The 21094-nt window shown below is 71.9% G+C and carries 19 protein-coding genes; 8 read left to right on the plus strand and 11 right to left on the minus strand.

Annotation, left to right across the window (positions count from 1 at the left end):
- Both AOJ26_RS32445 and AOJ26_RS32450 read right to left on the minus strand, forming a co-directional pair.
- The coding region (locus AOJ26_RS32445) for a cation:dicarboxylate symporter family transporter (protein ID WP_053851943.1) at positions 1-1328 on the minus strand (1328 nt) is incomplete at its 3' end.
- A gap of 167 nt (positions 1329-1495) precedes the next feature.
- A complete protein-coding gene (locus AOJ26_RS32450) occupies positions 1496-3118 on the minus strand; it encodes a peptide-N4-asparagine amidase (RefSeq protein WP_053851944.1) in 1623 nt (540 codons plus the stop codon).
- 199 nt (positions 3119-3317) lie between these two features.
- Between AOJ26_RS32450 and AOJ26_RS32455 the strand changes: the two genes are divergently transcribed.
- From AOJ26_RS32455 to AOJ26_RS32470, 4 genes are all read left to right on the plus strand, one after another.
- Positions 3318-5246, plus strand: a complete 1929-nt coding sequence (locus tag AOJ26_RS32455; protein WP_053851945.1) for an ABC transporter transmembrane domain-containing protein — start codon at positions 3318-3320, stop codon at positions 5244-5246.
- Positions 5243-7024: an ABC transporter ATP-binding protein gene (locus AOJ26_RS32460; RefSeq protein WP_053851946.1), complete on the plus strand. Its 1782-nt coding sequence runs from the start codon at positions 5243-5245 to the stop codon at positions 7022-7024. The genes AOJ26_RS32455 and AOJ26_RS32460 overlap by 4 nt, the downstream gene beginning before the upstream one ends.
- A 267-nt stretch (positions 7025-7291) precedes the next feature.
- The gene (locus AOJ26_RS32465; RefSeq protein WP_053851947.1) at positions 7292-7762 is read left to right on the plus strand and encodes a DUF5709 domain-containing protein; all 471 of its coding nucleotides are present in this window, start codon (positions 7292-7294) and stop codon (positions 7760-7762) included.
- An 84-nt stretch (positions 7763-7846) separates the two neighbouring features.
- Positions 7847-8110, plus strand: coding sequence for a type B 50S ribosomal protein L31 (locus tag AOJ26_RS32470; protein WP_053851948.1), 264 nt, complete (start codon positions 7847-7849; stop codon positions 8108-8110).
- A gap of 35 nt (positions 8111-8145) precedes the next feature.
- On the opposite strand, the gene AOJ26_RS32475 is transcribed toward AOJ26_RS32470, so the two are convergent.
- On the minus strand, positions 8146-8940 hold the full coding sequence (locus AOJ26_RS32475; RefSeq protein ID WP_053851949.1) for a metal-dependent hydrolase: 795 nt from the start codon (positions 8938-8940) through the stop codon (positions 8146-8148).
- A gap of 145 nt (positions 8941-9085) precedes the next feature.
- On the opposite strand from AOJ26_RS32475, the gene AOJ26_RS32480 reads away from it, so the two are divergent.
- Both AOJ26_RS32480 and AOJ26_RS32485 read left to right on the plus strand, forming a co-directional pair.
- Positions 9086-11599 (plus strand): DEAD/DEAH box helicase, encoded by a 2514-nt coding sequence (locus tag AOJ26_RS32480; protein WP_053851950.1) that lies wholly within the window; start codon positions 9086-9088, stop codon positions 11597-11599.
- Between the two features lie 73 nt (positions 11600-11672).
- Positions 11673-12539, plus strand: a complete 867-nt coding sequence (locus tag AOJ26_RS32485; RefSeq protein ID WP_053851951.1) for an acyl-CoA thioesterase — start codon at positions 11673-11675, stop codon at positions 12537-12539.
- A 1-nt stretch (position 12540) separates the two neighbouring features.
- Here the strand turns inward: AOJ26_RS32485 and AOJ26_RS32490 are convergent, their stop codons facing one another.
- Positions 12541-13422, minus strand: coding sequence for a DUF6397 family protein (locus AOJ26_RS32490; protein ID WP_053851952.1), 882 nt, complete (start codon positions 13420-13422; stop codon positions 12541-12543).
- Between the two features lie 123 nt (positions 13423-13545).
- Positions 13546-13959, minus strand: coding sequence for a roadblock/LC7 domain-containing protein (locus tag AOJ26_RS32495; protein WP_053851953.1), 414 nt, complete (start codon positions 13957-13959; stop codon positions 13546-13548).
- A 94-nt stretch (positions 13960-14053) separates the two neighbouring features.
- Between AOJ26_RS32495 and AOJ26_RS32500 the strand changes: the two genes are divergently transcribed.
- Positions 14054-14482, plus strand: a complete 429-nt coding sequence (locus AOJ26_RS32500; RefSeq protein ID WP_053851954.1) for a PPOX class F420-dependent oxidoreductase — start codon at positions 14054-14056, stop codon at positions 14480-14482.
- A 28-nt stretch (positions 14483-14510) separates the two neighbouring features.
- On the opposite strand, the gene AOJ26_RS32505 is transcribed toward AOJ26_RS32500, so the two are convergent.
- The 5 genes from AOJ26_RS32505 to AOJ26_RS32525 all read right to left on the minus strand — a co-directional run bounded on the left by AOJ26_RS32505 (position 14511) and on the right by AOJ26_RS32525 (position 19514).
- A complete protein-coding gene (locus tag AOJ26_RS32505) occupies positions 14511-15116 on the minus strand; it encodes a GTP-binding protein (RefSeq protein WP_053851955.1) in 606 nt (201 codons plus the stop codon).
- A 129-nt stretch (positions 15117-15245) separates the two neighbouring features.
- On the minus strand, positions 15246-15659 hold the full coding sequence (locus tag AOJ26_RS32510; RefSeq protein ID WP_053851956.1) for a DUF742 domain-containing protein: 414 nt from the start codon (positions 15657-15659) through the stop codon (positions 15246-15248).
- A 22-nt stretch (positions 15660-15681) separates the two neighbouring features.
- A complete protein-coding gene (locus AOJ26_RS32515) occupies positions 15682-16155 on the minus strand; it encodes a roadblock/LC7 domain-containing protein (RefSeq protein WP_037707777.1) in 474 nt (157 codons plus the stop codon).
- On the minus strand, positions 16152-18677 hold the full coding sequence (locus AOJ26_RS32520) for a nitrate- and nitrite sensing domain-containing protein (protein WP_053851957.1): 2526 nt from the start codon (positions 18675-18677) through the stop codon (positions 16152-16154). The genes AOJ26_RS32515 and AOJ26_RS32520 overlap by 4 nt, the downstream gene beginning before the upstream one ends.
- 63 nt (positions 18678-18740) lie before the next feature.
- Positions 18741-19514, minus strand: coding sequence for an MHYT domain-containing protein (locus AOJ26_RS32525; protein ID WP_053851958.1), 774 nt, complete (start codon positions 19512-19514; stop codon positions 18741-18743).
- A gap of 152 nt (positions 19515-19666) precedes the next feature.
- Here AOJ26_RS32525 and AOJ26_RS32530 point away from each other — a divergent pair, with 152 nt between their 5' ends.
- Positions 19667-20266 carry a class I SAM-dependent methyltransferase gene (locus AOJ26_RS32530; protein ID WP_053851959.1) on the plus strand — a complete coding sequence of 200 codons (600 nt, stop codon included), beginning with the start codon at positions 19667-19669 and terminating at the stop codon, positions 20264-20266.
- Between the two features lie 6 nt (positions 20267-20272).
- Here the strand turns inward: AOJ26_RS32530 and AOJ26_RS32535 are convergent, their stop codons facing one another.
- Positions 20273-21028 carry an alpha/beta fold hydrolase gene (locus tag AOJ26_RS32535; protein WP_053851960.1) on the minus strand — a complete coding sequence of 252 codons (756 nt, stop codon included), beginning with the start codon at positions 21026-21028 and terminating at the stop codon, positions 20273-20275.
- Positions 21029-21094: the final 66 nt, after the last annotated feature.

Genomic DNA, 21094 nt, shown 5'->3' on the forward strand with positions numbered 1-21094 from the left:
GGCGGGACCGGTACCGGGGCCTCCGCGACGGTGGGCGCGGTGTCGCCGCCCAACACCTTCCTCGCCCGGTCGAGGTCCAGCGCGCCCTCCCAGCGGGAGACCGCGAAGACCGCGACGCAGTTGCCGAGCAGGTTGGTCACCACGCGCATCGAGTCCATGATGCGGTCCACGCCGAGGAGCAGGGCGACGGCACCGGCGGGGATGGCGCCGAGCGAGGAGGCGGTCGCCGACAGGGCGAGGAAGGCCGAGCCGGGGATGCCCGCCATGCCCTTGCTGGTGAGCATGAGCACCAGGACCACGGTGATCTGCTGGCCGAGACTCAGATCGACGCCCACCGCCTGGGCGATGAACACGGTGCCGATGGAGAGGTAGAGCGAGGCGCCGTCGAGGTTGAAGGAGTAACCGGTCGGCAGCACCAGGCCCACCGCGTCGTCACGGGCGCCGGCCCTGCGCAGCTTCTGCATCACGCGCGGCATGACGGACTCGGTGGACGCGGTGCCGAGCGCGAGCAGCATCTCCTCACGGATGTAGCGCAGGAACTTCCAGAGGCTGAGCCCGGTGAGCGCCTTGAGCGCCACGGCCAGCAGCACGACGAAGAGGGCGGCGGCCGCGTAGCACAGGACGATCAGCTTGGCGTACGTCTCGATGACGCCGAGGCCGTACTGGCCGATCAGGACGGCCATCGCGCCGAACACCGCGATCGGCGCGAGGCGCATCACGAAGCCGACGACGGCGAAGATGATCTCCTGGGCCTGCTCGATCGCGGGCAGCACCTGCGGGACCTTGGTGTGGCCGAGGTGCAGCAGGGCGGCACCCACCAGACAGGCCAGGACCAGCACCTGGGGCAGCGAGTTCTCGGCGAAGGCGCCGATGAAACTGGTGGGCAGCGCGTTGACGACGAACTCGGTCGTCGAGGGCAGGTGCCCGCCGCCGGTCTTGGCGTCGACGGCCGTGGAGTCGAGCGTGGCCGGGTCGACGTGCATCCCCGAGCCGGGCTGGACGACGTTGGCGGCGAGCAGACCGACAACCAGCGCGAGGGTGCTCGCGACCTCGAACCAGATCAGCGCCTTGAGCCCGATCCGGCCGAACGCCTTCAGGTCACCGGCCTTGGCGATGCCGACGACGACCACGCAGAACACGAGCGGCGAGATGATCGTCTTGATGAGCCGGGTGAAGCCGTCGCCGAGCGGCTGGAGGTCCGAGGCGAAACCGGGCCACAGCTTTCCGACGAGGACACCGAGCACGAGCGCGCAGGCGACCTGCGCGAAGAGAGAGGTACGCAGTATGTGTGCGACACGTCGCGGCAGGGACGGGACGGACGGCGGCACGGGCACTCCTTGAGCGAGGGGGGACGCAGAAGCCGAGCGGAGACTTCTGCGATACGGAAAGCTGCTTCCGTGTCGATCACTCTGAAGGGCCCGTCGATCACGCCCGAGACCGTCGCGTTTCGGTCAGGTAAATCACGGCACCTGTGACGCATCGCACACAACTCGCGTCAGCAGCGATCGGTTTGCTCGGTCACCACCCCCTGGGCGGTGGCGAGGTAGCGGTCGTGGCAGCCGGCCGAACCACGGATCCGGTAGCGCTCACTGCTCGTCCCCACCGCGTGCCGCTGGTCGCGCGGGACGTTGATCGTGTACGTGGCGTCGCCGGTGTAGGTGTCGTCGAGCCGGTACCACCCGGTGCGGTGACCGGCCCGGGTCACCGTGACGTCGGCGCGGTCACCGAGGGTCAGCACCGTGCGCAGCCGGTCGCCTGTGCCGATCGTGGTGGTGCCGTCCATCGTGTACGTGCGGTGGGTGCGGGTGGTCCTGGCCGGGCCGCGGCCGTCGACGGTGACCGACTCGTCGTCCGTCCAGGTCGCCCGGAGCGCGTCGGGGTTCTCGCCGTCGGCCCAGCGGTGGGTGGAGGTGTTCGTGAGCGAGCGCCGGACGGTGGTCGTGACGCGGCCGTGCGAGGTGTCGACGTACCCGGCGACGGTGAGCCGATGGTCACCCCGGGTGTCCACACGGTGTTCCGAACCGGGCGTGTACGTCGAGGAGTCGGCGAGCTCACCGCTCGTGTGCGCGGTGAGCTTCCCGGTGACGTGGGCCCGCTCGGTGTCCTGCCAGACGAGGACGTTCACGGGGGTGCTCCAGCCCGGCTGCCCCTCGGGGACACCGACGACGGCGACCTCCACGCGGTGCGGGCGCCCGTCGTTGAGGATGCCGGCGAAGGGGGTCAGGTCGTATTCGATCGGCTTGACGTCGAGGGCGCGGGGGCCCGGCACGACGTACCAGAGGAAGGGGTTCGACCAGCCACCGGTCCACACGGTCGGGAACGGCGCGGCGATTCCCGCCAGTTGGCCGTCCACCTTGATCTGCACCTCGCGGTAGGGGCCGCCGTCGGCCCGGCAGGAGTACGGCGCGTTCGAGGGCACCGCCAGGTACCAGTACTCCTCACAGCCGCCGCCCGAGCCGGTGGCGTACACCTCGGCGACGACGCGTTCGCTGTTGCGCGGGGTGGTGAGGGTGTTGCCGTCGGGCGTCAGCACCCGGTCCGGCACCGAGGCGGCCTCGCGGCCCGGGTAGAAGGTGAGCGTGACCTTCACGTCGATGATCCCGGTGTACGTGTCGTCGACGACGTTCCCGATGAGCATCTCCACGTCGTGGGCGCCGCGGAAGGTGTCGCTGTACCGCGTGACGTCCTTCTCGACGGACCACTCGATGCCGTCGGGCGAGGGCTGCGGGGTGGACGTACGGAAGATCTCGACCCCGCCGACGTGCAGATACCCGAGCCGGTCGAACTGCCGCCCCTTGACCTTGCCGTCCATGCGCAGCACGACCTTGCTCCAACGGTCACCGCATCCCTCGGGCGGGGCGTAACTGCCGGTGTACGGGGTGAAGTCCCGGAACTGCGCCTCGGCGACCGTGACTTGGCACGACCGGCCCGAGGGCCTGGTGACGCGCGGCGCGGCGGTGACCGGGTCGTGCCAGTCGGTGCCGAACTCGGCGGGGACGGCGGCCTGTTGGGCTGCTGCGGGTCTGGCCTGCGCGGACTGGGCGGGTGCCGCTCCGAACAGGGTGCCCGCCAGGAGGGTCGCTCCGGCGAGCATGGACATGGCGATCCGTCTCTTCATGGCCGTGTTCTACGGCGAGTCGGGCACGTCCCGCAATGACGCCTCCCCCAGCGGTCCGGTCGGCGCAGCCGGATCTGTGCGGCGCGGCGGAAAACCTGTTGCCTCCGACCACGCTCTGCGGCGAACCTTTCACGGTTTGCAGCCGCCGTGTGCGGCTCCCTCCCACCCCCTGACACGAGCCACTGGGACGTCACACGTCATGCAGATCCAAGACCTTCCGTATCCCGACCCGGGAGTGCCGGACGCCCGCTCGGGCTCCCGGTTCCTGTGGTGGCTCTTCAGGAACCAGTTGGGCGGACAGCTCAAGTCACTGGCCTGGGGACTGCTGCACTTCCTCTCCGTCTCCGCGCTGCCCCTCTGCGTCGGGGTGGCCGTCCAGGCGGTCGTCGACCACTCCGGCCGCCGACTCGCCCTCGCCGGCGGCCTGCTGGCCCTGTGCTGCCTCGGCAGCGCGCTCGGCGACACCTTCCTGCACCGCACCGCCGTCACCAACTGGATCACGGCCGCCGCGCGCGTCCAGCAGTTGCTGGCGCACAAGGCCGCCAACCTGGGCTCTGCGCTGACCCGGCGGGTCGCGGCCGGCGAGGTCGTGGCCGTCTCCACCGGCGACGTCGAGAAGATCGGCTGGTTCGTGGAGGCCTGGTCACGGTTCACCGCGGCGGCGGTCACCATCGTCGTGGTCTGCGCCGGACTGGTCGTCTACCAGCCGGCGCTCGGCGTGGTGGTCGCCGTGGGCCTGCCGGTCCTGGCCCTCGCGGCGTTGCCGCTGCTGCCCCGCGCGACCCGACGCGCCGACTTCCAGCGCGAGAAGGCCGGCCGCGCCACCGAACTGGCCTCCGACACCGTCGCCGGTCTGCGGGTGTTGCGCGGCATCGGCGGCGAGGAACTCTTCCTCGACCGCTACCGCAGGGCCTCCCAGGAGGTCCGCCACGCGGCCGTGCGCAGCGCCCGGATGTGGTCGCTGATCGCCGCGATCCAGGTGCTGCTGCCGGGGCTGCTGCTCATCGCGGTCGTCTGGTACGGCGTCCACCTGGCCCGGCAGGGCCGCGTCGAGATCGGCGAACTGGTCGCCGTCTACAGCTCGGTCATGATCCTGACCTATCCGCTGCGGCACTTCGAGGAGATCGCCATGGCGTACTCCTTCTCCCGGCCGTCGGCCACGCGGGCCGCCCGGGTGCTGTCGCTGGAGCGGGCCACGTCCGCCGAGGGCTCCGGGGACCGGGGCCGGGACGGGGACGGACCGCCCGGCGGGGACCTGTACGACCCGGCCACCGGTCTGCTCGCCCCCTCCGGCCGGCTCACCGCGGTGGTGTGCGGCGACCCGGACGCGGCGGGGCTGCTGGCGGAACGCCTCGGCGGGCACCCCGCGGAGCAGGGCACGTCGGTGCTGCTGGGCGGGGTGCCGCTGGACGAGCTGCCGCTCGACTCGGCGCGCACGGCGGTCCTCGTCCAGGACAAGGACCCGGTCCTGCTCTCCGGAACCCTGCGCGAACTGCTCGACGTGCCCGCCTCGGGTGACGTCGGCGCCGAGGAGGCGCTCGCGGCCGCGCAGTGCGCGGACGTGCTGGCGGCCCTCGTCCAGGGCTCCCTGGACGCCGAGGACCCGATGGACGCGCGCATCACCGAACGCGGGCGGTCCCTGTCCGGCGGCCAGCGCCAGCGGCTGGCCCTCGCCCGGTCCCTGTTCACCGACCCGGAGGTGCTCGTCCTGGACGAACCGACCTCCGCCGTCGACTCGCACACCGAGGCGCGGATCGCCCAGGGCATCCGGGACCTGCGGGCCGGGCGCACCACCGTGGTGTTCACCTCCTCGCCGCTGCTCCTGGACCACGCCGACCGCGTGGTGCTCGTCCACGAGGGCGAGGTGGTGGCCGTCGGCGTGCACCGCGAACTGGTGCGCAAGGAGCCCCGGTACCGGGCGGTCGTCACCCGCGAGACGGACGAGGAGGCCGCGTCGGACGGCGTGCCGCTCGACCGGCACGCACCCGGCAAGGAAGCCGCACTGGACAAGCGGGGCATGGTGCGCGAACCAGATGTACTGGACGAGCGGGACCCGTTGCACGAACCAGATGTACTGGACGACCAGGACCTGTTGCACGAACTGGAAGAGATCGAGGAGAGCGCATGATCGGCGTGGCGCCACCGGCGTACGACCCGGCGGCACCGACGACGGCGACCACCCTGCCCGTCGGGGCCACCGCGACCGTACGCGCCTACGTGGCCGAACTGTTCCACCGGCACCGCCGCGCCTTCGCGCTCCTCGTCGGCGTCAACACCGTCGCGGTGGTGGCCTCCATGGTCGGACCCTGGCTCCTCGGCGACCTCGTCGAGCGGGTGTCGGACGGGGCCCGGGAACTGCATCTGGAGCTGACGGCCGGGCTGTTCCTGATCGCACTGGTCGTCCAGGCCGTCTTCGTACGGCAGGTGCGGCTGCGCGGTTCGACGCTCGGCGAGCGCATGCTGGCCGACCTGCGCGAGGACTTCCTGGTCCGGGCGGTCGGCCTGCCGCCTGGCGTCCTGGAACGGGCCGGCACCGGTGACCTGCTGTCCCGGATCACGACGGACATCGACCGGCTCGGCAACGCGATGCGGGAGGCCGTGCCGCAGCTCGCGATCGGCGTCGTGTGGGCGGCCCTGCTCCTCGGCGGTCTGGTGATCACCGCACCGCCCCTGGCCGCCGCCGTGCTCCTCGCCCTGCCGGTCCTGGTGATCGGCTGCCGCTGGTACTTCAGGCGGGCGCCCTCGGCGTACCGCTCGGAGGCCGCCGGATACGCCGCCGTGGCCGCCGCGCTCGCCGAGACCGTGGACGCCGGGCGCACCGTCGAGGCGCACCGCCTGAGCGCGCGCCGCATCGAGCTGTCGGAGCGGCGGATCAAGGAGTGGACGGCCTGGGAGCGGTACACGCTGTGGCTGCGGTCGGTGCTCTTCCCGTGCATCAACGTCAGCCACGTCATGATCCTCTCGTCGGTGCTGATGGTGGGCGGGGTGTTCGTCCTGCAGGGCTGGATCGGGGTCGGCCAGTTGACGACGGGCGCCCTGATCGCGCAGATGCTGGTCGATCCGGTCGGGCTGATCCTGCGCTGGTACGACGAGCTCCAGGTGGCCCAGGTGTCGCTGGCCCGGCTGGTCGGGGTCCGGGACATCGAGCCGGCCGCCGGCGACGCCGGGCTCGCCCCCGAGGGGCGGGACGTCCACGCCGACCGGGTGCACTTCGGCTACCTGGAGGGCGTCGACGTCCTGCGCAAGGTGTCCCTGGAGGTCGCGCCCGGCACCAGGCTGGCGCTGGTCGGCCCCTCGGGCGCCGGCAAGTCCACCCTGGGCAGGCTGCTGGCCGGCATCTACGCGCCCCGGGACGGCAGGATCACCCTCGGCGGGGCCGAGCTGTCCCGGATGCCCGCCGAACGGGTCCGCGAGCACGTGGCCCTCGTCAACCAGGAGCACCACGTCTTCGTGGGCTCCCTGCGCGACAACCTCCTGCTCGCCCGGACGGACGCCACGGACGCCGAGCTGTGGGCGGCCCTCGGCGCGGTCGACGCGGACGGGTGGGCGCGGGCGCTCGACGACGGCCTCGAAACCGAGGTCGGCTCCGGCGGGCTGACCGTCACCCCGGCCCAGGCCCAGCAGGTCGCGCTGGCCCGCCTGGTGCTGGCCGACCCGCACACGCTCGTCCTGGACGAGGCGACCTCGCTGCTGGATCCCCGGGCGGCGCGTCACCTGGAGCGCTCCCTGGCCCGCGTCCTCGACGGCCGCACCGTGGTCGCCATCGCCCACCGCCTGCACACCGCCCACGACGCCGACGTCATCGCCGTCGTCGAGAACGGCCGCATCAGCGAACTGGGCAGCCATGACGAGCTCGTCGCGGCGGACGGGGCGTATGCGGCGCTGTGGAGGTCCTGGCACGGGTGAAGCGGTGGGTTTGGCGTACCGGGGCACCCGCCCCGGTACCGCCGGACCTGGCGCACCCCGTCGCTCGCCACCCGCTCCGGCCGCCACGGCGCCCGCGCTGGCGTTGCGCAGTCCCGAGCGGGGGTGGAAGGCTGGACAGCAGCACCGGCTCAGGGAGCGCCCGCGGACGGCACGGTTCGACGGTGGGCGCGGCGAGTGCCCCGTGAGTCCGCGGTCCGCCCCGGGCCGCGGCAGGACCGGGTCCGTCCCCGTCACCTGGAGGTATCCGTGGACAGCTCCGACGGATGGGGAGACGACGTCTACCAGCCCGACGGCTCCGAGATCCAGGACGACGCGGGTCTGCTCGACGCGGAGGACACCCTGGAGGACGACGGAGTCGGCGATCCGCTCGACCGCGGCTGGTCCCCGCCGGAGAGGCCGTGGGCGGTGGAGCACAGCGGTGTGACGGCCGCCGAGCGCCGCCGGGGCGAGACGCTGGACCAGCGGCTCGCGGAGGAGACGCCCGACCTCGCGCCGGTCGACGGCGACGGCATCGGTGACTGCGACGGCACCGACGGCGAACTGCTGGACAACGAAGTCGGCGCGATGCGCTCCGGCCGTCTCGTGGCCCCCGACGAAGGGGTCCACGAGGACGAGGAGAGCGCGCTCGTCGCCACGGACGTGGGCATCGACGGGGCCGCCGCGTCCGCGGAGGAGGCCGCGATGCACATCGTCGACGAGGAGTCCCTGCCCGGCTGACCCGCGCTGCCGCCCGGCCGTTCCAGCGCCTGCCCCCACCGCCGTACTGCCCACGCCGTACGCCACGTCTCCCGAGGAGCATCCATGCAGCAGGACAAGCACCCCGACTACCACGAGGTCGTCTTCCGCGACCGCTCCGCCGGCTACGCCTTCCTGACCCGGTCGACCGCCACCAGCGAGCAGACCATCGAGTGGGACGACGGCGAGACGTACCCGGTGGTGGACGTGGAGATCTCCTCCGAGAGCCACCCCTTCTACACCGGCAAGGCGCGCACGGTGGACTCCGAGGGACGCGTGGCCGCCTTCGAACGGCGCTACGGAGGCGGAACCGGGACCGGTCAGGGCTGACGGGAAGCCCCCACGCCCCGGCCCGTGTCCCCGCCTCAGATGAAGTTGAGGGCCGCCGCGCAGCCCACTCCCCCGAGCAGCATGAACGCCGGCATGAGCACCTTCAGCTCCACCCAGCTCCCGGCCCGGAAGCGCATGACCTTCGGCGGGCCGATCGGGTACCAGCGCTTGCGGCCCACCGGGATCGGCCACAGGATCGGGCAGCCAGAGACGGTCAGCGCGTCCCCGATGTCGTGTACGAGCGCACCGAGGACGACCGGCAGCCCCAGCCACAGGTACTCCTGGCCCGGCTGCGTGAACAGCCAGTCCGAGCCGTTGCCCGGCTTGTCCAGGACGCCCGCGATGATCCAGGCACTGGTCGCGGCCAGCAGCCACACCAGAACGTCCGCGCTGGATCCCCGGGTCGCCCGCCACAGCAGGCCCTCGATGGCCAGCACCATGTGCACGAACAGGATCGCCAGCACGGCCCAGCGGCCACCGGTGATCGCCGCCACCGAGCATCCCGCGCCGATCAGCACCGCCCACAGCCAGGTGTGGGTGAGCGTGCGGTGCCCGCCGGAGCGACGCGGGTCGCCCTGCTTCTTGGTGGCCTTGTAGACGGCGTACGAGAGCTTGTCGACGATCTCGCACAGGGCCCGCGAGATCGGCCCGAAGGATCGCGAGATCGTGGCCGCCTTGTGGTCGAGGTCGGGAGCGAGCGCGGCACCCGCGCAGACCAGGGCCCCGGCCAGCAGGACAGGCCAGGGCATGGTGTGTCCCGAGGCGGCGGCAGCCGCTCCTACGCCCAGCCAGGCCGCGGCGCCCGACAGCGAGTGTGCTGGTCCCATCATCGGCGTCGCCCGCCCCATTCCTCGTGTGCCACTGTCCAGTTGACCGGCGCCGCTGACGCTCCGTCGGCGACACAGCGTACTGGTCGTGATCTTCGGACTCGCATCCGATTCCCCCCTCGGGCATCCGGGCAGGCAAGATGGGTGGGTGACCCTCATCGATCAGCTCCCGCCGACCGCCGATCCCGACGCCCTCTACGAAGCCTTCGAGTCGTGGACGGAGGAGCGGGGTCTGACGCTCTACCCCCACCAGGAGGAGGCGCTGATCGAGGTGGTGTCCGGCGCGAACGTGATCGTGTCGACGCCCACCGGCTCCGGCAAGAGCATGATCGCGGCGGGTGCGCACTTCGCCGCCCTCGCCCGTGACGAGGTCACCTTCTACACCGCGCCCATCAAGGCGCTCGTGTCGGAGAAGTTCTTCGAGCTGTGCAAGATGTTCGGCACGGAGAACGTCGGCATGCTGACCGGAGACGCCTCCGTCAACGCCGACGCCCCCGTCATCTGCTGCACCGCCGAGGTGCTGGCGTCGATCGCGCTGCGCGACGGCAGGAACGCGGACGTCGGCCAGGTCGTCATGGACGAGTTCCACTTCTACGCCGAGGCGGACCGCGGCTGGGCCTGGCAGATCCCGATCCTGGAGCTGCCCCAGGCGCAGTTCGTCCTGATGTCGGCCACGCTCGGCGACGTCTCGATGTTCGAGAAGGACCTCACCCGGCGCACCGGCCGGCCGACGTCGGTGGTCCGCTCGGCGACCCGTCCCGTGCCCCTCTCCTACGAGTACAAGTTCACCCCGCTCACCGAGACCCTGACGGAACTCCTGGAGACCAAGCAGGCGCCGGTGTACATCGTGCACTTCACGCAGGCGCAGGCCGTGGAGCGGGCGCAGGCGCTGATGAGCATCAACATGTGCACGCGCGAGGAGAAGGACCAGATCGCCGACCTGATCGGCAACTTCCGCTTCACCACCAAGTTCGGCCGCAACCTCTCCCGCTACGTGCGGCACGGCATCGGCGTCCACCACGCCGGCATGCTGCCCAAGTACCGCCGGCTGGTGGAGAAGCTCGCCCAGGCCGGTCTGCTGAAGGTCATCTGCGGCACGGACACCCTCGGCGTCGGTGTCAACGTGCCCATTCGCACGGTCCTGTTCACGGCGCTGACCAAGTACGACGGCAACCGCGTCCGCACCCTGCGCGCCCGTGAGTTCCATCAGATCGCCGGCCGTGCGGGCCGGGCCGGCTACGACACGGCGGGCTTCGTCGTCGCCCAGGCTCCCGAGCACGTCATCGAGAACGAGAAGGCGCTCGCCAAGGCGGGCGACGATCCGAAGAAGCGCCGCAAGGTCGTCCGCAAGAAGGCGCCCGAGGGGTTCGTCGCCTGGTCGGAGAACACCTTCGAGAAGCTGATCGCCTCCGAGCCGGAGCCGCTGACGTCCCGGTTCCGGGTCACCCACACCATGCTGCTGTCGGTGATCGCCCGCCCCGGCAACGCCTTCGCTGCGATGCGGCACCTCCTGGAGGACAACCACGAGCCGCGCAAGCAGCAGCTCAAGCACATCCGGCGGGCGATCGCCATCTACCGCTCGCTGCTGGACGGCGGCATCGTCGAGAAGCTCGACGAGCCCGACGCCACCGGACGGATCGTCCGCCTCACCGTGGACCTCCAGCAGGACTTCGCGCTCAACCAGCCGCTGTCCACGTTCGCGCTCGCCGCGTTCGAACTGCTCGACCCGGAATCGCCGTCCTACGCCCTGGACATGGTGTCCGTCGTGGAGTCCACGCTGGACGATCCCCGGCAGATCCTCGTGGCCCAGCTCAACAAGGCGAAGGGCGAGGCGGTGGCCGCGATGAAGGCGGACGGCGTCGAGTACGAGGAGCGCATGGAGCGCCTCCAGGACATCAGCTACCCGAAGCCCCTGGAAGAGCTCCTCTTCCACGCGTACAACACCTACCGCAAGAGTCACCCCTGGGTCGGCGACCATCCCCTCTCCCCGAAGTCCGTCATCCGGGACATGTACGAACGGGCGCTGTCCTTCACGGAGTTGGTGTCCTTCTACGATCTCGCCCGCACCGAGGGCATCGTCCTGCGCTACCTCGCAAGTGGCTACAAGGCGCTCGACCACAACATCCCGGACGACCTGAAGTCCGAGGATCTGCAGGACCTGATCGAGTGGCTCGGCGAGACGGTCCGCCAGGTCGACTCCAGCCTCCTCGACGAGTGGGAGCAGCTCGCCAACCCGGAGGAGATGACCGCCGAGGAGGCCCAGGAGAAGGCCGACGAGGTCAAGCCGGTCACCGCCAACGCGCGCGCCTTCCGTGTCCTGGTCCGCAACGCCCTGTTCCGCCGCGTCGAACTCGCCGCCCTGGACCAGGTCGAGGAGCTCGGCGAGATGGACGGCGAGTCCGGCTGGGACGCCGACGCGTGGGGCGAGGCGATGGACAAGTACTGGGACGAGTACGACGACCTCGGCACCGGCCCCGACGCCCGCGGCCCCAAGCTGCTGCGGATCGAGGAGGAGCCGCAGAACCGGCTGTGGCGCGTCCGGCAGACCTTCGCCGACCCGAACGGCGACCACGACTGGGGCATCAGCGCCGAGATCGACCTCACCGCCTCCGACGCCGAGGGCCGCGCGGTCGTCCGGGTCACCGACGTCGGCCAGCTGTGAGCCATGGTCCTGCCGTGAGCCGCAGGCCAGTTGTGAGCCCCAGGCCAGTTGTGAGCCAAGGAGAATCCCACCCATGACGAACCCGGCCGAGAGGCTCGTCGACCTGCTCGACCTGGAGCAGATCGAGGTCAACATCTTCCGCGGCCGAAGCCCGCACGAGTCCCTCCAGCGGGTCTTCGGCGGCCAGGTGGCGGGCCAGGCGCTGGTCGCCGCCGCCCGCACCACGGACGGCGAGCGCCCGGTGCACTCGCTGCACGCGTACTTCCTGCGCCCGGGCCGGCCCGGCGTACCGATCGTGTACCAGGTCGAGCGGGTGCGGGACGGGCGGTCCTTCACGACGCGCCGGGTCACCGCCGTGCAGCAGGGCCGCACGATCTTCAATCTCACCGCCTCCTTTCACAAGCCCGAGGAAGGTCCCTTCGAGCACCAGCTCCCTCCCGCCCGCAAGGTCCCGGACCCGGAGTCCCTGCCGAGGGTGAGCGACGAGATCCGGGAGCATCTGGGCGAGCTGCCGGAGCAGTTGGAGCGGATGGCGCGCCGCCAGCCCTTCGACATCCGCTACGTGGACCGGCTGCGCTGGACCGCCGAGGAGGTCAAGGACGCCGAGCCGCGCAGCGCGGTGTGGATGCGCGCGGTCGGGCCGCTCGGGGACGACCCGGTCGTGCACACCTGCGCGCTGACCTACGCGAGCGACATGACGCTCCTGGACGCCGTCCGCCTCCCGGTCCAGCCCCTGTGGGGCCCGCGGAGCTTCGACATCGCGTCGTTGGACCACGCCATGTGGTTCCACCGGCCGTTCCGCACGGACGAGTGGTTCCTGTACGACCAGGAGTCGCCCATCGCGACGGGTGGCCGCGGGCTCGCCCGTGGCCGGATCTACGACCTGGAGGGACGGCTGCTGGTGTCCGTCGTCCAGGAGGGGCTGTTCCGCCCGCTGTAGGTCAGGCACTTCTGCGGCGGAGCCAGCCCAGCAGTCCGCGGGACGGTTCCCGCGGTGCCGGCTCCGCCGCCGGCAGCACGGAGGGCGCCGGCCGGTCCGCCGGCCGCGGCGCCGGCCGGAACCGCCGCGCGTCCTCGAGGGCGCGCGCCAGTTCGGTCCTCAGCCAGGCGGTCTCGGCAGGGTCGTCCGCCGTCATGATCTTCTCGATGAGCTGCCCGGCGGGGGTGCCCGGTGCCCCGTGCGCGGGTGGTGCCGGCCGGAAGCGGCTCAGTCGGGACCGCTCGTAGGGGTCCGGGACGAGCTCCGCGATCCGGACGGGGTCGAGGAACGCGGCAAGGACTCCGGCACTCTCCCAGGGGTCCTGGGCCAGTCGCAGGAGGAACCCGCGGTGGCGTCCGCGCCAGTTGCGGGCGCGCAGGTCCACGCCCTCGTCCAGCAGGTCGCGCAGGCTCTCGGGCATCCGCCGTGCGGTCAGCAGCGGGCTGTTCTCCTCCACGGTCGCGAACTCCTGTAGTTCATCCGCCAGATACAGCCAGACGACGGCCCGGTACCGGTTCAGGTAGAAGCGCACCGGCGAGAACAGGCCGAGGCGCGCGAGGCGTGTGAACCTGCCGACGGGAATGTCCATGACCTTCGCGCCCTCGGTGGTGCCCACGAGCCGTACCCGTTCGCGCAGGGAGTCGGGAAAGCCGTCCGTGGCCCGCAGCCGGTCGACCTCCGACCGCGTGACGCGTCGGCCCCCTCCCCCTTCGTCGGGGACCGTCCGGATCCGGCCGAGGTGGACCGCGAGGTCGAACTCGCTGCGCTTGAGGCCCAGTTCCCGCGCGGCGCGGCTGGAGGTGTAGGCGGTCCGCTGGATTTGGGTGATGGTGGTGCTCGCCATGCTCGCTCCCCCGTGGAGTCGTCGCTCACGCTGAGTGCGCTCGCTGTGACAGAAACCGCAGCCGGTGGGACGAGGAGCGCAGGGAGCCTGTGGATAACTCCGAGGCACTGGAGAAGGTGCAGGTCAGAGCTCTGTCGCAGGGCTCCGCTCGGGGTGGCGGGCGTCCACGTCGAGGTGCTCGCCGACCCGGTTGACGAGCAGCGTCATCTCGTAGGCGATCCGGCCGATGTCGGCCTCGGAGCCGCTCAGCACGCACAGACAGCTACCGGTGCCCGCCGCGGTGACGAACAGCACCGCGTCGTCGAACTCGATCATCGTCTGCCGTACCTGGCCCGCGCCGAAGTGGCGTCCCGAGCCCTTGGCCAGGCTGTGCAGTCCCGACGAGACGGCGGCGAGATGGTCCGCGTCCTCGCGGCGCAGCCCGGTACTGGCGCCGGTCACCAGCCCGTCGTTGGACAGCACGAGTGCGTGCCGCACGTGCTCGACGCGCTCGGTCAGATCGTCCAGCAGCCAGCCGAGCCCCTGCTTCTGCGGCATGTGTCCCGTCTCCCCGTGTGACGTCCCCTCCTGCCCGGAGGATCCCCCAGCAAGCCTTCCCCACGACCGTCAACGGGGCAAGGAGAATGGGGACATGGCACAGAAGATGACCGATGAGGAATGGCGGGAGTTCGTCTCGCACGGCACCCGCACCGGCAAGCTGTCGACCGTCCGGGCCGACGGAAGTCCGCATGTGGCGCCGATCTGGTTCGTGCTCGACGGTGATGACCTGGTGTTCAACACCGGGAAGGAGACCGTGAAGGGGCGCAACCTGGCGCGGGACGGCCGTGTCGCCCTGTGTGTGGACGACGACCGGCCGCCCTTCGACTACGTGGTGCTGCGTGGCCGGGCCCTGCTGTCCGAGGACCTCGACGAGGTCCGGCACTGGGCCGGCCGGATCGGGGCGCGGTACATGGGCGAGGAACGGGCCGAGGAGTTCGGCGCCCGCAACGGCGTCCCGGGCGAACTCCTCGTCCGCGTGCGGATCGACAAGGTGCTGGCGGAGAAGGCCGTCGCGGAGTGACGTGCCGGTGGGCCGGCCCCTCGCCCGGTCAGCCCACCGAGTCGAGCAGCCGGGCGGTGTGCATCCGCCCGGCGTACTCGACCAGCCTGATCAGCACCTCCTTGCCCGAGTCGCGGTCCCGTGCGTCGCACAGCACCACGGGGGTGCCCTGGTCGAGGTCGAGGGCGCGCGAGACGTCGTGGGCGCCGTAGGTCCGGGCGCCTGCGAAGCAGTTGACGGCCACCACGAACGGGATGTGCCGGTGCTCGAAGTAGTCCACGGCCGGGAAGCAGTCCTCCAGGCGCCGGGTGTCCGCGAGGACCACGGCACCCAGGGCCCCCTGTGACAACTCGTCCCACAGGAACCAGAAGCGGTCCTGGCCCGGGGTGCCGAAGAGATAGAGGGACAGGCCCGAGCGGATGGTGATCCGCCCGAAGTCCATGGCGACGGTGGTGGTGACCTTCTGGTCCACACCGTCGGTGTCGTCCACCGACTGGCCCGCCTCGCTGAGCAGTTCCTCCGTGCGCAGCGGCCTGATCTCGCTGACCGCGCCGACCAGGGTGGTCTTGCCCACGCCGAACCCGCCGGCGACCAGTATCTTCAGCGCGAGGGCGGTCGTCTCGCCGCCCTGGGCGTCGGAGTTCTCGGAGACCATCGATCACTTCTCTCGGGAGGGCCGGCGAAGGGCGGCGACGTCGGTACGGGGTCGCGAAGGCAGCATCATGACAACTGGAGTCCCCCTTCGGGGGTTTGGACCGCTTATTGCCCGGTTCTGAACGTTCATCTACAGCGCCCGCAGCCCTTCGATCACCTCGCGCAGAATCCGTTCGTCGGGCAACTGCGCGGGAGGCACCGGGCGGCTGACGGTGACACAGCCGAGTTCCAGGAGGTCCCCCAGCAGCACCCTGACCACGCCCACGGGCAGATCGGCGCCCGCGGACAGCTCCGCCACCGACTGCGTCTCGGTGCGGCAGAGGTCGATGAGGGCCCGGTGCTCCGGCCCGAGCGCCGTGTCGTCGCCGGCTCCGGGCGCGCCGACGTCGAGGGTGACGAGGGCGATCAGGTCGAAACGCACCCCGGTGGGGCCCGGTCTGGTGCGGCCGCCCGTCATCGCGTAGGGGCGGACGAGGGGGCCGGCCTCGCCGTCGTACCACTGGCTTCCCTCTCCGTACGGGACGCCCGCCATGTCCTCGGTCATCTCAGCCGACCGCCCTTCCCGCTCATCCGGCGGCGGGTGGCCGCGCGCCCACGCGCGGCGGCGTGTAGAGGTGCTCGCCGACCCGCTTGACCAGCCGTGCCATCTCGTAGGCGACCAGGCCTATGTCCGCGGTCACCGCGGTGAGGACGGCGAGACAGGAACCGTCCCCGGCGGCGGCCACGAACAGGAAGCCGTCGTCCATCTCGACCATGGTCTGGCGCACTCCTCCTGCGCCGAAGTGGCGGCCCGCGCCCTTGGCCAGACTGTGGAAACCGGAGGAGACGGCGGCGAGGTGTTCCGCGTCCTCACGGCGCAGATCCGTCGAGGCGCCCACGGCGAGGCCGTCGTTGGAGAGCACCACGGCATGCCGGACCTCGCTCACGCGCAGCACCAGGTCGTCCAGCAGCCAGTCGAGTTCGCCGGACCTCCCCCATTCCCGGCCGCGCTCGCGCGGGGGGACCCCCATGTCGGCCCTCGTGCTCGGGTCCTGGATCATCCTCGGTCTCCTTCGCTGCTGTCTCTGCCCGCTGGGGAATCTGGGGTGGCACCGCGGCCGGGCTGCCTGCCGCCGCCGCGCGCCCAGCCGTCCCGGTAGGCCGCCATCCGGTCCCGGACGGCCTCGGGTGTACGCCCGTCGTCGTCCCGGGCGACGGCCGCCGGGGGCGGCTCCTCGGAGCGCTGCGTGCGCAACTGGGGAGCGAGGCTCGCCTGCCGGACCCGGCGGGGGAGGTCGTCGGCCTCCTCCGGTTCCTCGGGCGGTCGGTGCAGCCGCAGGGCGGTGACTCCGGGGGGCGGGGTCCCGGACCGTTCCCGGTCGGCCGCGGCGGTCAGGGGGGCCACGAGAGCGGGCCGCTCGGACGGGGCGGGCACGGACTCCTGCTCCCGTTCGGTGGCGGCCACGCGCGCGTACTCGCGTTCCGTGAGCCGTTCGTGGTCCGCGGCCCGGTCGGGGGAACGTTCCGCCGCCTTGATGTGCAGCAGCGCCGTGGGCAGCAGGACGACCGCGGTGGTGCCGCCGTAGGGCGAGGTGCGCAGGTGCACCTTGATGCCGTGCCGGGCGGCGAGCCTGCTGACCACGAACAGGCCGAGCCGGTCGCTGTCGAACAGGTCGAGTGCCTCGGACTGCTCGATACGGCGGTTGGCCTCCGCGAGGGTCTCCTTGCCCATGCCCAGACCGCGGTCCTCGACCTCGACGGCGTAGCCGTTGCCGACGGGTTCGCCGGTGACACGCACGCGCGTGTGGGGTGGTGAGAACTGGGCTGCGTTCTCGATGATCTCGGCCAGCAGGTGGGTGAGGTCGGCCACCGCCGCGCCGATCACGGACGCGTCGGGCAGTTGGCGCACCTCCACGCGGGCGTAGTCCTCGACCTCGGAAACGGCCGCGCGGACCACGTTGGTCAGCGGGACCGGCATCCGCCAGGCGCGGCCGGGTGCCGCTCCGGAGAGGATGATCAGACTCTCCGCGTGGCGGCGCATACGGGTGGTGAGGTGGTCGAGCCGGAAGAGGTCGCTCAGTTCGTTCGGGTCGTCGGAGCGGCGTTCCATGCTGTCAAGCAGGCTGAGCTGACGGTGGACGAGGATCTGGCTGCGGCGGGCCAGGTTGACGAAGACCCCGGAGATGCCGCTGGCGAGTTCGGCGCGCTCCACCGCGGCCCGTAGTGCGGCCCGGTGCACGGTGGCCAGGGCCTCGGCGACCTGACCGGTCTCGTCCTCCGCCGGCGGCCCTGGCGGGGCCTCGGACCGGATGTCGATCTCGTCGCCCGCGCGCAGCCGGTCCATGGCCTCGGGGAGTTTGCGGCGGGCGATCTCCAGGGCGCTGTTGCGCAGGCTCACGAGCTCGACGACGAGGCCGCGTCCGATGCGCACGGAGATGACGAGCGACGCGGCGACGGCAATCAGGCCGAGCAGGACGGCGGCTCCGGCCGGGGTGAGCAGTCCCCGGGTGAACGGGTCGGCGCGGTGGGCGACGCCGCTTCCCGCGGTCCGTTCGACGGCCCGCATGCCGTCCTGCACACGCGTGTGTGCTGTCTGCCAGGTGTGCTCCGGCGTCGACCGGACGGCGCGGGCCCCGGGGGCGGCGGCCAGTGCCCGGTCCTCGGCGGCGGTCAACGTGGCGTAGGCGGCGCCGCCTGCGACCTTCCGCCAGACGTCCCGGTCGGAGCCGCGCAGGTCGGCCACGGCGCTCTGCGTGAGGGCCCGGCGGGTGTCGACGGCCCCGGTGAACAGCCGCAGCCGCTCTCCGGCGAGGACACCTGCCGGCCGCGCGCTCGCCAGTACGGCGTCCTCCTGGGCCAGCGACTCGCCCGCGCGGGAGAACTCGAGCAGCACGCGCGCGTCGGAGCCGAGTTCGGCGTCCTGGATGCCGGTGAGGGCTCCGCCCACCGCGAAGGCGCCCGCGATGGCGCTGGTGTAGCGGCCGTACGTCTCGTCCCATCCGGCGCTGCGGTCGAGCACGGCGGCGCGCACGGAGCGCAGTTGTTCCGCGCCGGTCACGAAGTCCTCGAGCCGCCGGGCGACTCCGGCGGGCAGTTCCTCGCTGTCGGCGACCGTGTTGACGTCGCCGAGCCGCAGCCGTGCCACGGCCTCGTCGGTGCGCCCGGCGAGCCTGCGGAGGCCGTCGCTGCGCGCGGCGGACGGGTCGGTCGCGTAACGGACGGCGGCGGCACGTTCCGCCTGGAGCGCGGTCACGGCGGCGGCGACGGGTGAGCGGACGGTGTCGTCCACGCGCTGCAACTGCCGCAGCCGGGACACGTCCTGGGCGGTGCTGACGGTGGCGTACGCCCACAGTGCGAGCAGGGAGACGACGGGCACCATGAGCAGGCAGACGATCTTGGCGCGGACCGTGCGGGGGCGTATCCCCCAGTGTCCCGCGCGCGCGGGTATGTCCTCGGCCGGGGGCCCCGCGGGGTCGTCCGGGCTTTCGTCGGCGGGTGGTCCGGCATGGGCGCGACGCCCGCGTGCGGGTGTCTGCTGCGGCGTCTCGGCGCCGGCTGTGGGGGTCCTACGCGGTGTACGCATGGCCTCCTCGCTCGGGAGTGGTTCGGGGGCGTGTCGCCGGGCCGGCCGGGCCCGGATCCGCCGCTAGGAGGGGACGCCCTCGACCGCGCGCTGCGCAGAGGCGGATGCCTCGCGCTCTCCTGAGGTGGGCGACAGCGCGACGAAGGCCGAGGTGAGGAACAGGTAGGAGCCGAGGCCGACGGCGAGCGGGAAGATGAACTGCATCGCCGTGGCCCCGGGCAGCGCGGCCCCGGAGGGCGAGACCCGCACGCTCACCGCGAACATCCCGGTGTAGTGCATGCTGCTGACCGCGGCGCCCATGATGAGCGAGGCGATGGTGACGGCCACGGGCGACTGGATGTTGAGCGCCGCCCACAGGGCCGCCGTCGCCGCGACGACGGCGATGAGGACGGAGAGTCCGACGAGCACCGGGTCGTAGCGGACACCACCGTGCAGCCGTACGGCGGCCATGCCCAGGTAGTGCATGCTCGCCACGCCCAGGCCGGTGGTGAGTCCGCCCAGGAGGAGCGCGCGGACCCGGTCGCGGCCGTAGCCGACCGCGAAGACGCCCGCGGAGACGACGACCATGGCGACCAGGAGGCTCGCGATGGTCAGCGGGACGTCGTAGCGGATGTCGGTACCGCTGACGCTGAAGCCGAGCATGGCCACGAAGTGCATGGTCCAGATGCCGGTTCCGATGGCCGAGGCCGCGGTGATCAGCCAGTTGCGGCGCGACCGTCCGGTGGCCGCGAGGGCGCGCACGGTGCAGCGCAGGCCGAGCGCGGCGCCGATGCAGGCCATGACGTACGAGAGCGCGGGCGTCAGCCAGCCCAGGGCTGCGTGGTCCAGGTGTCCCATGGCCAGGGGACGCTAGTCGGCGCAGGGGCGCACAAAGAGGGCGCATTTCGAAAGGTGTTGCAATATGGCACAGAGATGCGTCGGAACGATCGCATCACGCCCGAACGTGTGCGCCCGGTCGTCATCCGTGTCGGTGAGGGATCATGCGGAGCATGAGCGACGACCACACACACGTCCAGGAATTCTTCTCGGCCCGTGCCGCCGACTGGGACAGCCGGTTCCCGGACGACGGCCCCGCCTACGCCGCCGCGGTCGCGGAGCTCGGGCTGCGTGCGGGCGACCGCGTGCTCGACGCCGGCTGCGGCACCGGACGTGCCCTGCCGCCCCTGCGGGCGGCCGTGGGGCCCTCCGGAGTGGTCGTGGGCGCGGATCTGACCCCGGCCATGCTCCAGGCGGCCGTACGGGCCGGCAGGGACCGCGAGGGACGGCTGCTGCTCGCCGACGTGGCGGCGCTGCCGCTCCGCTCCCGGTCGCTCGACGCCGTCTTCGGAGCGGGCCTGATCTCCCATCTGCCCAGTCCGTCCGAGAACCTGCGCGAGTTGGCCCGGGTGGTGCGGCCCGGCGGCGTCCTGGCCCTGTTCCATCCGATCGGCAGGGCCGCGCTCGCCGCGCGCCAGGGACGCCAGGTCACGCCGGAGGACCTGCGCGCCGAGCCCAACCTCCGTCCTCTGCTGTCCGGTTCGGGGTGGCGCATGCGGTCGTACGTCGACGAGGACGACCGCTTCCTGGCCCTGGCCGTCCGCGCGGACTGAACGCGGTCACTCCTTCCCGGCGACCGCCGCGGCGAAGGCGTCGGGGTGGTCGAACATGACGTTGTGTCCGGCGCCCGGGACGGTCACCACGCGCACTCCCGCCGCCTCCAGCGCCTCTCGCCCCTCCACCTCGCCGCTGAGCTCACCCTGGAGGTACACGCGCTCGATCGGCAGGCCTTCGAGGATCGCGCGCATCATGGGCGCCGATCCCCGCCTGAGTCCGGCCGCGCTGCGGTGCAGGGCGCGCGGGTCGGCCAGCCGCATGGTCGCCGCCCACAGGGGACCGGCCTTCGCGAGCACGCGCGCGTGGGCGCCTCCCACGAAGTCGTCCTCCTCGTAGGCGACGATCCAGGTGCTGCCCGCCGTGGCCGGGGGCGCGGCGTCGAGGTTGGCCTCCGTGAGGACCAGCCGGGAGACGAGCTCCGGCCTCCGGTGGGCGAGCACGAGCGCGACCGACCCGCCCATGCTGTGCGCGATCAGTTCGGCACCGCTCAGGTGCGCGGCGTCCAGAACGGCAGCCAGGGCGTCCGCGTGGTCCTCCAGCGTGTATCCGAAGTCCTCGGGACGGTCGCTCGTGCCGTGTCCGGGCAGATCGACGAACAGACTGCGTCGGCCGGCGAGTTCGGGCCGGGCCGCGATGTGCGCGTGATAGACGGCCGAGACCGCTCCCAGGCCGTGCACGTACACGCGTGCCGGTTCCTCACCGGGCGTCTCGGTCCAGCGGATGCGGCTTCCCCTGCCGTCGAACTCGGCCTGCCTCATGTGCCCCTCCTCGATTCGTCACCCAGGACAATACATCGGTAGCGATGTATTGCGAAGCCGCAGTAA

It is taken from the genome of Streptomyces sp. NRRL B-24085, assembly GCF_001282115.1.
In the GTDB taxonomy this organism is placed as follows: Bacteria; Actinomycetota; Actinomycetes; order Streptomycetales; family Streptomycetaceae; genus Streptomyces.